Here is a 13756-nt window from a genome sequence, read left to right on the forward strand (position 1 = left end):
CTAGAACCGGTACCGCCCCTCCACGCCGAGCACCCGCGGCCGGGCGACGCTGCGGCCGTAGTAGCGCGAGATGATGTCGCCGTTGACGAAGCCGAAGCGGCTGAGATCGTTGCTGACGCCGGTGACGGCATATTTGTTTAAGATGTTGTTGGCGAACAGCGAGAGTTCGTAGACCGGCGTGCGATAGGTGATCGAGGCGCGGTTCATCACATAGCCGGGCAGCTTTTCACCGAAGCCGCGGCCACCGACGCGGGTCAGGATGTCGCCGGTGTAGGTCGCGGTCCAGTTGAAGATGGTTTCATTGTCGCCAGTGGGCAGCACATAGGTCGCCGACAGCGCGCCCGAGTGCTTGGCCGATCCCGGTAGGCGATCGCCGGCGAAGACGTCGACTTCGCTGAATTTCGGCCGGAAGCGCGGGTCCTTGCTGTTGCGGATCTGCAGCAGCTCGGGAACGTCCTCGGTCAGCTTGGCATCGAGGTAGCTGTAGTTGCCGCGGATCGACAGGCGATCGGTGATCCGCCCGTTGAACGAGAAATCGAAGCCGCGGTTGCGTGCCTTGCCGCCGTTGACGGTAATGCCGATGCCGCCGTTGAGCGTGGTGCCGCCGAGCTGGATTCCGTCCCAATCGACTTGGAAGATCGACAGGTTGGTGGTCAGTTTGTTGTCGAAGAAGCCGGCGCGCAGGCCGACCTCGATGTTCTTCGTCTTGTCGGGGCCGAAGAAAAGCTCGTTGGGCAGGGCGCATATGTTCTGCTGGTTGGGGTTCAGCGGCAGCACGCAGGGCGCCGCGCCGGTGTTGGCGCCGCCAATGCGGTAGCCGGTGCTGTAGGTGAAGTAGACCAGCGCGTCGGTGCCGAACTTGTAGGAGGTGTTCGCCTTCCAGACAAAGCCATCCGCCTTTGCCGCACCGCTGCTCGACGGAATGTCGAGGTCGTCGGTGATAGGACCGTCGAAATAGGGCAGGGTGGAGCCACCGAAGCGGGTGAGATTATAGTCGTAGTAGCGGATGCCGCCGGTGACCTGCCATTCGGGGGTGACGTTGAATGTCGCCTCGCCGAAGATCGCCTTTTCCTCGGTCTTGCTGCGGCCGAAGGAGGCATATTCGTTGTCGTCGGCATTGGGGATGACGCCGAAATCGATGCCGGTTTCCGACGCGCCGAAGCCGGGCAGATACTCGCGATACGACGTCGAGGTTTCGAACTTGTTGTAGAAGGCGCCAAGCGACCAGCTGAACGGGCCGCCGTGTGTCGAGACCAGCCGCAGCTCCTGGTTGAACTGTTCGGTCACCGCGCGCGAATTGGTGAAGCCGGTGAAGGCGGGGAAGCCTTCATAGCCATAGTCGAGATCGAGCAGCAGGTCGGTCACATCGACCGAGCTGCGGTTCTTGGTATGGGTATAGGCGGTCGCCGACACGAGCTGGGCGAAGTCGCCGAGCTCGGCCTCGACCTCCAGGGCCACGAGATGGGCCTGGCGGTTCGACGGTTCGAGCACGCGCCATGGGCCTTCGTACTTGCCTTCGCCGAGCACGCCGCCGCCGTTGGCCTGGCGGCCGCCGGTCTTGGTCTGCTGGTAGACATAGGACAGATAGGCGTTGATGTTGTCGAGCGTCAGGCCGAGCTGGTTGCGCGTCGTGATGGTCTTTTCGAAGTTGACGTCGCGCTGCGGGTTGAAATTGGCCTGCTGGTCGGCGATCGAACCGAGCGGATTGGTCGATGGACCGGGCTGCGGATCGGACACGCCCGGCGTTTTCACGGCGAACGGATAGTCGATGAAGCCGGGATCGTAATAATAGCCGGTGGCCGAGCGGAAGGCGAGCACGTCCTTGATGATCGGCAGGTTGAAGGCGCCGTCGATGACGAAGCCGACGCCGCTGCCTTCCTTCACGTCATAGGCGCGGCCATGGACATAGCCGCTGACGCCCGAGGCGTCGGGCCGCTCGGGGATGTAGCGGATCGCGCCGGCCAGCGTGCCAAGGCCGTATAGCGTGCCCTGCGGCCCGAGCAGCACCTCGACGCGCTTCAGGTCGATCAGCTTGAAGTCGAGATAGAGCGGCACCTCGCCGAGATAGGTGCCGATGGCGTTGTTGGTGTTGTCGCCGAAATTGCTGGTATCGTCGGCGCTGAGACCGCGCATGACGATCGTGCCGGCGCCGCGCGGGCCGGTGTCGGTGATGGTGACTCCGGGCGTGAAGGCGCCGAGGTCGCGAATGTCGTTGAGGCGCTGTTCGTTCAGCTGTTCGGCGCCGATGGCGGCGATGTTGATCGGCACATCGGCCAGCGACAGCGAGCGGCGGGTGGCGGTGACCACGATGTCGGCTTCGACCTCACCGGCCGCGGCGGCGACCGCTTCGGCGGCCAGCACCGGCGCTGCCGCCAGTGTTCCCGACAACATGCTCGCAGACAGCAGCACCGCCTTGAACCCGGACCGGACGACCATATGACCCCCTTGCGGCACGCCGGCGAACCGGCGGCAAAACAGCTTCGGCACGCAGGATGCGGCGCTGCAGCAAGGCTATGAATCGAGGGTATGAGGGCCAATGGGGCGTTTGACGTAGCGGTTAAGCTGACGTTACCGGCGTGTCACAATTGCCACAGTCCGGAGGGGCGCGACGGCTTCAGTCGGCCTTCACCACGGCAAGCTCGTTGCCGGCCGGGTCGCGGAAGTGGAAGCGCCGGCCCCCCGGAAAGGCGAAGATCGGCCGCACCACGGTGCCGCCGGCGGTGATCACCGCCTGGACTGCGGCCTCGAGATCATCGACGGCGATGACTGCCAGCGGCGCCGACGTCGCTTCGTCGGCATCAGCCTGCAGGCCCAGGTCGACATCGCCGGTCAAGGTTGCGGCATAGGTCGGGCCGAAATCGGTACGCGACCAGCCAAAGGCGTCTTCATAAAATGCCTTGGCTGCCGGGATGCCGGCAACCGGCAGTTCGACATAGTTGATGCGCGCGACCATCTTGCGATCAGTGATAGCGGCGCAGCAGGCCGGCAAGCTTGCCCTGCACGCGCACCCGGTTGGCCGGATAACGCTGCGGCTGGTGCATGGCATTGGCCGGCTCCAGGCGGACGATGTTCTTTTCGCGATGCAGATATTTCAGCGTCGCCTCCTCGCCGTCGATCAGCGCGACGACGATATCGCCATCGCGCGCATCCTCGCAGCGCTTGATGAGTGCATAGTCGCCATCGAAGATGCCGGCGTCGATCATCGAATCCCCGGACACTTCGAGTGCATAATGATCGCCGGGGCCGAGCAGCGCGGCCGGCACGGATAGCGACCGGTCGCTTTCGAGTGCCTCTACCGGGAGGCCGGCGGCGATCCGGCCATGCAGCGGCACGACGATCGTGTCATTGGCGGCGATCATCGCCTGGACAGGGGGACGCGGTGCCGGTGCAGACGGGACCAGCTTCAACGCCGGCTTGGCCCGCAGCGCCTCCGGCATCTGCAGCACCTCCAGCGCGCGGGCCCGGTTGGGCAGGCGGCGGATGAAGCTGCGTTCCTCCAACGCATTGATGAGGCGATGCACCCCCGATTTCGAGCGGAGCTGCAGCGCGTCCTTCATTTCCTCGAACGACGGCGAGACGCCGTCCGCACGCAGGCGATCGTCGATGAAGCTCAGCAGTTCCTGTTGTTTGCGGGTCAGCATCATCGTCTCCTGCGGGGGAACACAGGGAGAACGATTAGGAAACATTGCCGATACTGTCAAGCATGATGCAATCGACCGTCTCACCCGTCGCCGCGGCGGGTGCACCTGGCGGGCGCACGATCAGCAACTGCGCTGCGGCGAGGCGGCCGAGCAGGGCGGAATCCTGCGATGCGAAAGGCTCTGCCAGGCCATCGGGGGTCAACCGCGCGCGCAGGTGGTCGCGTCGGGTGCCATTGGCCGCCAGTGGGGCGGCGAGGGGCAGCCGTCGCATCGGCAACCCTTCCGTCCGCCCACCCAGCCGCGCCAGCAACGGCAGCACGAACAGCAGCGCGCAGACATGCGCCGAGACCGGATTGCCCGGCAGGCCGATGACCCGCGCCCCGCCGAAGCGCCCGGCAAGCATCGGCTTGCCCGGCCGCATCGCGATCTTCCAGAAATCGAGTGTCGCGCCGAGGTCGCGGAGCACCGGCACGACCAGGTCATGATCACCGACCGAGGCACCGCCGATGGTGACGATGATGTCGCCGCGCGCCGCCGCGATCGCCGCGGCCAGCGCCTCGCGCCGGTCAGGGATGATACCGGGATCGTCGACATCGGCGCCGGCATTTTCGAACAATGCGCGCAGCATGACGCCATTGGAGCTGACGATCTGGTCAGGCCCGGGCGCCACCCCCGGCGGCACCAGTTCGTCTCCGGTGGCGATCAGCGTCACCCGCGGCCGGCGCACGACCGGCAGCATGCCATGGCCGGCGGCCGCCAGCAGGCCGATGCGCGCCGGGGTCAGCGGGTCGCCGGCGCCGGCGAGCATGTCGCCCGCGGCGAAATCCTGCCCGGCTTTGCGGATATGGGCGCCGATGCGCGGCGGCCCCTCGCCGGACAGGGTGGCCACATCGCCGTCGCGGCGGATTTCTTCCTGCACGACGATGGTGTCGGCGCCGGCGGGTAGCGGCGCGCCGGTGAAGATCCGCGCCGCTTCGCCGGGCTGCAGCGTGCCCGCCCAGCCATGGCCGGCGGCGCTGTCGCCCGCGACCCGCCAGGGGCCCGTCAGGTCGGCCCAGCGGATGGCATAGCCATCCATGGCGGAGGCGTCGAAGGGCGGCTGGGTGAGCGTGGCCAGGACGGGTTCGGCGAGGACACGCCCGCGCACGCGGTTGATGGATACCGGCTCGGCCGGCAAGGCCGTGACCCCGTCGAGCAGTTGCGCCAGCGCGTCCTCGACCGCCAGCAGCGCCATCAGGCGACCCAATCGCCCGAGCGCCCGCCGGATTTCCTGAGCAGCCGCACGCCCGAGATGGTCATGCCGCGGTCCATCGCCTTGGCCATGTCATAGATGGTCAACAGCGCCACCGAGACGGCGGTCAGCGCCTCCATCTCGACGCCGGTGCCGTGCGTGGTGGCGACGGTCGCGGTGGCGCGGATGCCGGTCGCTTCGACGGCGAGATCGAGGGTGACGGCGTCGATCGGCAGCGGGTGGCAGAGCGGGATCAGGTCGGCGGTGCGCTTGGCGCCCATGATGCCGCCGACGCGCGCCACCGCGAGCACGTCGCCCTTGGCAACGGCCTGGTCGCGGATGGCGGTGAGCGCTGATTCGGCGATGGTGATGAAGCCTTCGGCAACGGCCTCGCGGCGCGTTGCCGCTTTGGCCGAGACATCGACCATGCGGGCGGCGCCGTGTTCGTCGAGATGGGTCAGCGTCATGCGGCGCGGCCCAGCAACGTGCGGGTTGCGGCGGTGACATCGGCCTGGCGCATCAACGATTCCCCGACGAGAAAGGTGCGGATGCCGACGGCACTGAGCCGGGCGAGATCGGCGGGGCTCGATAGGCCGCTTTCGCCGACCAGCGTGCGGCCGGGGGTATCAGCGAGTTCGAACGAGGTCTGAAGATCGACCGCCAGCGTCTTCAGATTGCGGTTGTTGATGCCGAGCAGCGGGGTCTTCAGCTTCAGCGCGCGGTCACGTTCCTCGGCATTATGGACCTCCACCAGCACATCGAGGCCATGCTGGATAGCGACCGCCTCCAGTTCGGCGGCCTGGACATCGGACAGCGCCGCCATGATCAGCAGCACGGCATCGGCGTTGATGGCGCGGGCCTCGATCACCTGCCACGGATCGACGATGAAATCCTTGCGGATCACCGGCAGGGTGCAGGCGGCGCGGGCCGTCATCAGATAGGCGTCGTGCCCCAGGAACCAGCGATCCTCGGTCAGCACCGACAGGCAGGCGGCGCCGCCGGCGGCATAGGCGCGGGCGATGGCGGGGGGATCGAAATCGTCGCGTATCAGCCCTTTGGAGGGGCTGGCCTTCTTGATTTCGGCGATCAGCGCGTGGCGGCCCTCGGCGTGGGTGGCATGGATGGCGGCGATGAAGCCACGCACCGGGTCGGCGGCGGCAGCAGCGACCTCCAGATCGGCCAGGCTGCGGGTTTGCCGTGCCGCGGCGACCAGGCTGCGCTTGTGGTCGCAGATTTCGGTCAAGGTGTCGGTCATCGAAAATTGCTCCAGCGCGCCAGGATGTCCTGCGCGGCACCGCTTGCCAAGGCATCGCGGGCGCGGTCGGCAGCGGTGGCGAGCGGCAGGGCGGCATCGGCGACGGTCATCGCCGCGGCGGCGTTGAGCACGACGATGTCGTGATAGGCGCCGCGTTCGCCGGCCAGCAGTGCCCGCAAGCGGCCGGCATTGTGCGCGGCGTCGCCACCGGCCAGCGCGGCGCCGTCGCAGAGGGTGATGCCGATATCCACTGGCGCAATGCTGCCCGTCGTCACCGTGCCGGCGGCGAGGGCGAAGTCGCTGGCGCCGGTCACGGTCAACTCGTCATAGCCGTCGCCGTGGACGACCATCGCGCGTGTCGATCCCAGCGCTGCCAGCGCGCTCGCCATCGGGAGGGTCCAGTCGGGCGCGAACACCCCGACGAGTTGCCGCTGCACGCCGGCCGGATTGGCGAGTGGCCCCAGCAAGTTGAAGATCGTGCGCCGGCCGAGCGCGCGGCGGACCGGCGCCACCCGCGCCATCGCCGGGTGGTGGCGGGCGGCGTGGAGAAAGGTGATGCCGACGCTGTCGAGACAGGCGCCGAGCCGATCGGGTGCCAGCTCAGGCACGCCCAGCGCCATCAACACATCGGCGGCGCCGCTGGACGACGAGGCAGCGCGGTTGCCGTGCTTGGCGACCTTCACCCCGCAGGCGGCGACGACGAGCGAGACGGCGGTGGAGACGTTGAGGGTGTGCTTGCCGTCGCCGCCGGTGCCGCAGACGTCGATCGCGTCCGGCGCGGCGGGGCCCGGCGTCATGCGGGCGCGGAGCGCCGTGGCGGCGGCGACGATTTCGGCGACGGTTTCGCCACGAATAGCAAGCGTCACCAGGAACGACGACAGCGCATCATCGTCGACCTGGCCGTCGAAGATCGCGGCAAAGGCCTCGGCGGCGCTGCCGGAGTCCAGCGGCGTCGATGGGTCGGGCAGCCTCACGCGGCGGCGGCGAGGCGGGGTGGCAGCGCCCGGGGTGTCATCCCGGCCAGCGTCATGAAATTGGCCAGCATGGCATGGCCGTGTTCGGTGGCGATGCTTTCCGGGTGGAACTGGACACCGTGCAGCGGCAGATCGCGGTGCTGCATGCCCATGATGAGGCTATCGGGGCTACGCGCGTTGACGGTGAAGCAGGCGGGCAGGTCATCTTCGCGGACGATCAGGGAATGGTAGCGGGTCGCCTCGAACGGGCTGGGCAGGCCGGCGAAGATGCCGCTGCCGTCATGCGCCATGGCGCTGGTCTTGCCGTGCATGACCTGGGGGGCGCGGACAACGGTGCCGCCGAAGGCCTGGCCGAGCGACTGGTGGCCGAGGCAGACGCCGAGCAGCGGCAGCCGGACCTCGGCGGCGGCGGCAATGAGGTCGAGGCACACGCCGGCCTCGTTTGGGGTGCAGGGGCCGGGCGACAGCAGCACCGCCTGGGGGGCGAGCGCGATGGCCTCGGCAGCGGTGATGGCGTCGTTGCGGACGACCCGCGCCTCGGCACCAAGCTCGAGCAGGTAGTGCACGAGGTTGAAGGTGAAGCTGTCGTAATTGTCGATAACGAGGATCATGGGTGACGCCTTAACGTGTGGCGGTGCCGCCGTCGATAATCGAGGCTGGTGGTGTTGAGCGCCGCCAGCAGCGGCAGGCCTTCCGTGGCGATGCGCGCGAGGATGTCGACCGCGGCCGCCAGCCGGTCGACCGGCAGGTGGCGCCAGGCAGGGCGTTGGACCAATCGGTCCCAGCGGTCGCCCATGGCATTGTCATAGGCGACGCGCAGGAAACAATGGTCGGCGCTGATCGGCCAGTCGGGCGGGGCGTTCGCGACCAGCGCGGCAACATGCCGGTCGAGCACCGCCTTCAGCGCCCTGCGGGCCGGGTCGTCGGTCACGCCACCTTGACGCCCTTCCAGAAGGCGACGCGGCCCTTGATTTCCTTGGCGGCGTCCTTGGGCTCGGCGTAATACCAGGCGGCGTCCTTGTTCTCGGCGCCGCCGGCGGCGAGCGTGTAGTAGTTGGCGGTGCCCTTCCAGCCGCAGACGGTGGTCGTGCTGCTCGGTTTCAATAGCGCCGGATCGATGGCACCGATGGGGAAATAGTGATTGCCCTCGACGACGACGGTGTCGTTGCTGTCGGCGATGGTGACGCCATTCCAGGTGGCTTTCGGCATGGGCTGCTCCCGCAGACGCGGCGCATGATTACGCCTTTCCGCGATTTCCTAGAGCAACACCGAGCCAACCCGTCAATGTGGCGAGAAGCGCAGTTATCAGCGCCTGGACGACAATGTTCTCATGCAGGAACCGCAGGCCGCTCCAGGTCGCCGTCACGTCGTCCTTGCGGACGAAGGCGATCCCTGCCGCTGTAAGGATCAACCCCTTTTCGGCTACAAGGCCCGAGACGGTCAGCCCGCCATCCCGACAATCTTCAAGCTTGATCTGCGGGAATATGCGTTGCCACAATATTGCGCCATTCGCGGGCGTGCCGCAGACGATATCGGCGATCGCCAGCGTGTCGCCGGCGCCTGCATCGCCGCTCGCAAAGCCACGCAGCGCGAGCGACCCACCCTGGTCGTCGCTGCTGCCAAGGCCGGCCCGCAATGCGGTTTCGCCGGGCAGCATCACGACGACCTGCTGGCCCGGCGGCGTCGTGATGCGGAGTTGCCGAATGAGCACGCGACCGCGATCCGCATGCAGGCCGATCCCACCATGGTCGTCATTGCGGCTGTCGGGCACGACCGCCATGTCGACGACAAGCCGGGCATCGATCGGTCGCAGGGCAAGCCCTGGCGCTCCCAGGTCGCGAGCCTGCAACATCAGGCCCGCGCCGGGCGTGGGGGACTCCGGCGCGATCGCCACGGTCAGCGCTGGGGATTCGTTAGCTGTCCAAGCCATTCTGAGCACGAGCGGCCGTTGCCTTGCAGGATCATATCCGCCCAATGTCGGAACCACGATCGAACCCGGCGGCGCAATCAACCGCACCTGGCGGCTGGCACCCATATCCACGGCCATTACGGGGCCTGCCGAAAGTCCGTGCAACAGGATCTGGCGTGCGCCTGCTGCATGCCATGTCGAGCCATCACCGACATGTCGGGCTTGCGGCAGATGGTCAAGGTAGTTGAACCCCAAGGCGGCAATGACGGATGTCGGAACTGCCAAAAACGCGAATCGCTTCATCCAAGCCGGAGTGGCAGCGGCTGTCACTGGGTGACGGCTATGGCGGCGGACTGGCCCTGCGCCCACGCTGCCTGATCGCCGCAACGCCGATATTGTTCGGCGGTTATGCCGTCGCAATACAGCCAGGCCTTGACCGATGCGATGAAGTTACCGGGCCTTGTGCGACTGCTTATCGGCCAAGCCTTGTTCCATTGTCCGGGTTCCCCTGGGGCCGCCGTGTCGGCCGAGGTGCCGGTGCCGCACCAGCCGAGCCCGCATGACCGCAAAACCTGGACGCTGACCCGGTCATAGTACTGCTTCAGAACATAATTCACATGCAGGTCGGCGCTCTGCCCGGCGGGCGGAATCGTCGCCGATCTTTCCGAGAAATCAACTTTGTTAAGTGTCACCGACCCGACGGCGCGGGGCCCGGCGCCCAACGCAAATATCTTGACCGGCGCGTCCTGCCAGCGGCCACCGACGCGTTTGCGGGATGCAACCTCATAGTCGGCAATCCGGACCGCGCCATCGCCTGCGTCGGGGATGACCACCGCGATCTTGCGGAGTTGGCGCTCGCCGTTGCTTTCGGTATCGATCACCTGGGTCGCGATGCGCAGCGGTATATCGAAAGGAGCAAGTCGCAGATACAGGCTTATGCGCAGTTCGGTAACGGCGCCCGGTTCCGCCTGGAAATCGACGACAAAGGGCCAGTTGTTGCGGATGAAGGCAGTGACCTTCGGGTGGGCCTGGCCGACGGGCGGCCGGCCCTCGGGGCCATAGCGAAGCAGGGCTTCAGCGCGCGCGACTTCGGCGGGCGGCGGCGGGCAGATGGCGAGATCCGGCTGCGTCTGGCAGCGGCCGCGATCCTGCCGGTCCGGGGTCGCCTCCGTACGCTGTGACGCGATTGCCGGACCGGCAATCAGCCATAGCGCCAACGCTGCAGCAGTTCGCACTATCGCGCTCCCCGACACCTGATGCCCGCCATCATAGCATTTGTGCCACCGTCGCAACAGCGACAGGCCGGCTCTACTGCCCGAACCCGGCTGCCCCCGCTGCCTTCAGCGCCTCAGCGGCGGCGGCGATCAGCGCACCGGCCTTGGCCTCGCATTCGCGCTGTTCGTATTCGGCGATCGAATCGGCGACGATGCCCGCGCCGGCCTGGACGTGCATGACGCCGTCCTTGACCACCGCCGTTCGCAGCACGATGCACGAATCCATCGCGCCGTCCGGGCTGAAATAGCCGACACCGCCGGCATAGGCGCCGCGCGCCTCGGGCTCCAGTTCGGCGATGACCTGCATGGCGCGGACCTTGGGGGCGCCGCTGACCGTGCCGGCCGGAAAGCCCGCCAGCAGCGCGTCGATGGCGTCGAGTTCGGGCGCCAGGCGGCCTCGGACGTTCGACACGATATGCATGACATGGCTGTAGAATTCGACGCCGGCGCGGTCGGTGACGGTGACCGTGCCGGGCAGCGATACCCGGCCGGTATCGTGTCGGCCGAGATCGAGCAGCATCAGATGCTCGGCCTGTTCCTTGGCGTCGGCGAGCAGGCTGGCGCGGTTTTCGGCATCCTCGACAGCGTCGCGGCCGCGCGGCCGGGTGCCGGCGATCGGCCGGATGGTGACGTCGCCATCGCGGACGCGGACCAGGATTTCAGGGCTGGAGCCGACCAGCGCAAAGCCCGGTAGGTCGAGGAAGTAGAGGAACGGCGACGGGTTGATGCGGCGCAGCGCGCGGTAGAGATCGAATGGCGGCAGCGGGAAATCGACGCTGAAACGCTGGGCCAGCACGACCTGGAAGATGTCGCCGGCAAGGATATAATCCTTGGCGCGGGCGACCATCTCGGCATAGCGCGCGGGGCCGACAAGCGGCACCGGCGTGCCTGCCGGCAAGTCCCCGACGGCGGCTTTCCGCGCCGGCAGCGCCTTGGCGAGGCGCGCCTGGGCAGTTTCGATACGCTCGACGGCGGCGTCATAGGCGTCCGGCGCCGCGGCGAACACCGGCGCCACCAGGAACAGTTCGTCCTTCAGCCGGTCGAACACCAGGATCAGCGTCGGGCGGACGAACACCATGTCGGGCAGGCCGAGCGGCGACGGGGCGTTGGCGGGGACGCTGGATTCGACCAGCCGCACCGATTCATAACCGATATAGCCGACGAGGCTGGCGAGCGCCGACGGCAGCCCGGCGGGAACATCGGCGCGCGCTTCGGCGACCAGCGCCCGCAGCGCCGCGAGCGCGCCGCCGGCAACGGGAACAAAGGCGTCGCGATCGTTGCGCCAGTCGCGGTTGATCTCGGACGTGTCGCCGACCGCGCGCCAGACGAGGTCGGGATCGAGGCCAAGCAGCGAATAGCGGCCGCGAACCTGGCCACCCTCCACCGATTCGAGGAGATAGGCGCCGCTTTCCGCGGCACCGAGCTTGAGCATTGCCGACACCGGCGTTTCGGTGTCGGCGACGATGCGGGTCCACACCAGTTGCGCCCGACCCTCGGCAAGCGCCGCTCCAAAGCTGTCGCGGTCGGGCAGGATCGCGCCGAAATCCGCCATTATTGCGCGCTGTCGAAGCCGGACAGGCGGCGCGTGACAGCGGTGATGGTGGTGTCGTTGCGGCTGGTGCCCATCGCCTTGGCGGCTGCGGCGGCAAAGGCCGAACTGAATTCCGCCGGCAACTGGCTGGCGAGTTCGCGCCGGCTGGCATCGAGCAATTGCGGTACAGCGGTGACGTCGCCCGGCGTGATGCTGTCGACATGGATCAGCACCCAGCCCTGGCTGCCGGGCAGCACTTGAACCGTCTTGGCCGGAGTCGACAGGAACGCCTGAATGATCGGCGGTACCTGCTGTTGGCCGGCGATATCGATACGGCGCCCGCGCAGCGACTGCGGCGGCGCCAGGCCGGCGGCGGCGACCGCGGCGGCGAAATCGCCGGTCTTGCGGGTCTGGACAACGACGGCATCGGCGCGGGCCCGGGCGGCCTTCAGCGCTTTTTCCTGGGCTGCGGCGGCAGCGGCGGCGGCACGGACCTCGCCCAGCGGCTGCGGCGCCGAGGGCAGTACCTGCATGGTTTCGATGACGACGAGGCGCTGCTCGCCCAGGTCTTCGACAGCGGCACCGTCACCGGGTTCGTGGCGGAAGGCGCGGGCTGCCAGCGTGGCGAGTTCCGGCGTCGGCGGCACGGCTGCGCCCGGGGTGGTTCCCTCGCGGGTCACGGCGGCCTGGCTGACGATCGTCAGCCCCTTGTCCCTGGCGAGGTCGGCAAAGCTCTTGCCGGCTTCCACGCCGTCCTCGATGCCGTTGACGAGCGTGGCGACCGCCGTCTCGGCAGCGCGCTGGCGCAGGTCGGCCTCGATCGCCGGACGGGCCTGGGCGAGCGTCTTGCCGGCACTGCCCATCGCCTCGACGCGGACGATATGCCAGCCGAACGCCGTCTTCAGCGGCTGGGTGAGGCCGCCGACCGGCAGGGCAAAGGCGGCGGCGGCAACCGCCGGGCTCGTCGCCTTGCCGAACTCGGCCTGGCTCTGTTCGCCCAGCGTGATGTCGCCAACGCCAAAGCCGGCGAGGCGCTGGGCGGCCGCCGGGAAACCTTCGGTCACAGCGGCGGCGGCGATGGCGCGCGCCTTGGCTTCGTCGGGTACGACGACCTGCTGCAGCTTGCGGGTCGCGGCGGCGCCGTATTTGGCGGGCTCCTTGGCAAAGGCGGCGGCAATGTCGGCATCGCTGACCGTCACGCCGGTCGCAAGGGCGGCGCGGTCGATGACGGCATAGCGGAAGGCGCGGCGCTCCGGCAGGGTGAAGCGCGCCTTGTTGCTGGCATAATAGGCGGCGACCTCGGCATCGGTCGCGGGCGCGACCGCTGCCAGCGGCACCAGCGCCGCGGCACCGACATGGACATCGACGAGCAGGCGGGCATAGGGCTGGGCCATCCCAGCGGGCACGCCGAGCGCCGCCATCACCGGGGTCAGCAGCTGGCGACGGACGATGTCGCCGGCGACGGTTTCCCGAAGCTCATTGTCGGTCAGGTTGTTTTCCTGCAGCAGGCGGCGATAGGTCGGGTCGTCGAACTTGCCGCCCTGCTGGAACGCCGGAATGGCGCCGATGACACCGCCGACGGCACGGTCCGATGCGATCAGGCCCATGCTGCGACCCAGCTCCTCGATGGCGGTCTGGCCGATCAGCTGTTCGGCGACGGCGGGCACGGCACCTTCCCTGGCGAGCTGCATCTGGTTGACGGCGGGGTTCTGCGCCCGGGCGTTCTTCACGACGCGGTCAAACGCCTTCAGCAGGTCGGCCTCGGTGATCGTCGTCTTGCCGACGCGGGCGACCGAACCCTGGGGCGCACTGCCGCCGCCGAACGGATCACCAACCCCGGTCACGGCAAAGGCGACGAGGACCAGCGCCAGCAGCACCAGTACGGGCCAACTCGTCAACCAGCGACGAATGAAGGTGATCATTGGGAATGTCCGGTCCGAA

At 67.9% G+C, this 13756-nt stretch carries 15 protein-coding genes; 1 reads left to right on the forward strand and 14 read right to left on the reverse strand.

From position 1 onward, the window contains the following. The 12 genes from ACP7AI_RS01890 to ACP7AI_RS01945 form a co-directional block, all read right to left on the reverse strand. Window positions 1–2436: a TonB-dependent receptor gene (locus ACP7AI_RS01890; RefSeq protein WP_426163457.1), complete on the reverse strand. Its 2436-nt coding sequence runs from the start codon at window positions 2434–2436 to the stop codon at window positions 1–3. A gap of 178 nt (window positions 2437–2614) precedes the next feature. Next, window positions 2615–2953 (reverse strand): VOC family protein, encoded by a 339-nt coding sequence (locus ACP7AI_RS01895; RefSeq protein ID WP_426163459.1) that lies wholly within the window; start codon window positions 2951–2953, stop codon window positions 2615–2617. Between the two features lie 7 nt (window positions 2954–2960). After that, on the reverse strand, window positions 2961–3641 hold the full coding sequence (gene lexA / locus ACP7AI_RS01900; RefSeq protein ID WP_426163462.1) for a transcriptional repressor LexA: 681 nt from the start codon (window positions 3639–3641) through the stop codon (window positions 2961–2963). 34 nt (window positions 3642–3675) lie between these two features. Then, entirely contained in the window at window positions 3676–4875 is a 1200-nt protein-coding gene (gene glp / locus ACP7AI_RS01905; protein ID WP_426163464.1) for a gephyrin-like molybdotransferase Glp, read from the reverse strand. Further along, window positions 4875–5339: a cyclic pyranopterin monophosphate synthase MoaC gene (gene moaC / locus ACP7AI_RS01910; protein WP_426163466.1), complete on the reverse strand. Its 465-nt coding sequence runs from the start codon at window positions 5337–5339 to the stop codon at window positions 4875–4877. The genes glp and moaC overlap by 1 nt, the downstream gene beginning before the upstream one ends. After that, window positions 5336–6127 (reverse strand): indole-3-glycerol phosphate synthase TrpC, encoded by a 792-nt coding sequence (gene trpC / locus ACP7AI_RS01915; RefSeq protein ID WP_426163469.1) that lies wholly within the window; start codon window positions 6125–6127, stop codon window positions 5336–5338. The genes moaC and trpC overlap by 4 nt, the downstream gene beginning before the upstream one ends. Beyond that, entirely contained in the window at window positions 6124–7101 is a 978-nt protein-coding gene (gene trpD / locus ACP7AI_RS01920) for an anthranilate phosphoribosyltransferase (protein ID WP_426163471.1), read from the reverse strand. Before trpD ends, trpC begins: the two co-directional genes overlap by 4 nt. Further along, window positions 7098–7712, reverse strand: a complete 615-nt coding sequence (locus tag ACP7AI_RS01925; protein ID WP_426163474.1) for an anthranilate synthase component II — start codon at window positions 7710–7712, stop codon at window positions 7098–7100. Before ACP7AI_RS01925 ends, trpD begins: the two co-directional genes overlap by 4 nt. Further along, entirely contained in the window at window positions 7709–8032 is a 324-nt protein-coding gene (locus ACP7AI_RS01930; RefSeq protein WP_426163476.1) for a hypothetical protein, read from the reverse strand. Before ACP7AI_RS01930 ends, ACP7AI_RS01925 begins: the two co-directional genes overlap by 4 nt. Then, entirely contained in the window at window positions 8029–8310 is a 282-nt protein-coding gene (locus ACP7AI_RS01935; protein ID WP_426163479.1) for a DUF427 domain-containing protein, read from the reverse strand. Before ACP7AI_RS01935 ends, ACP7AI_RS01930 begins: the two co-directional genes overlap by 4 nt. Before the next feature lie 28 nt (window positions 8311–8338). Further along, the gene (locus tag ACP7AI_RS01940) at window positions 8339–9313 is read right to left on the reverse strand and encodes a hypothetical protein (RefSeq protein ID WP_426163481.1); all 975 of its coding nucleotides are present in this window, start codon (window positions 9311–9313) and stop codon (window positions 8339–8341) included. A 23-nt stretch (window positions 9314–9336) separates the two neighbouring features. Then, on the reverse strand, window positions 9337–9891 hold the full coding sequence (locus ACP7AI_RS01945; protein WP_426163484.1) for a hypothetical protein: 555 nt from the start codon (window positions 9889–9891) through the stop codon (window positions 9337–9339). Between ACP7AI_RS01945 and ACP7AI_RS01950 the strand changes: the two genes are divergently transcribed. Then, window positions 9859–10191, forward strand: coding sequence for a hypothetical protein (locus ACP7AI_RS01950; RefSeq protein ID WP_426163487.1), 333 nt, complete (start codon window positions 9859–9861; stop codon window positions 10189–10191). The genes ACP7AI_RS01945 and ACP7AI_RS01950 overlap by 33 nt on opposite strands. Window positions 10192–10318: 127 nt before the next feature. Here the strand turns inward: ACP7AI_RS01950 and ACP7AI_RS01955 are convergent, their stop codons facing one another. Both ACP7AI_RS01955 and ACP7AI_RS01960 read right to left on the reverse strand, forming a co-directional pair. Continuing rightward, window positions 10319–11836, reverse strand: a complete 1518-nt coding sequence (locus ACP7AI_RS01955; RefSeq protein WP_426163489.1) for an anthranilate synthase component I family protein — start codon at window positions 11834–11836, stop codon at window positions 10319–10321. Then, window positions 11836–13737 (reverse strand): peptidylprolyl isomerase, encoded by a 1902-nt coding sequence (locus ACP7AI_RS01960; RefSeq protein WP_426163491.1) that lies wholly within the window; start codon window positions 13735–13737, stop codon window positions 11836–11838. The genes ACP7AI_RS01955 and ACP7AI_RS01960 overlap by 1 nt, the downstream gene beginning before the upstream one ends. Window positions 13738–13756 lie beyond the last annotated feature (19 nt).

This window comes from Sandarakinorhabdus sp. DWP1-3-1 (assembly GCF_049896705.1).
In the GTDB taxonomy this organism is placed as follows: Bacteria; Pseudomonadota; Alphaproteobacteria; order Sphingomonadales; family Sphingomonadaceae; genus Sandarakinorhabdus.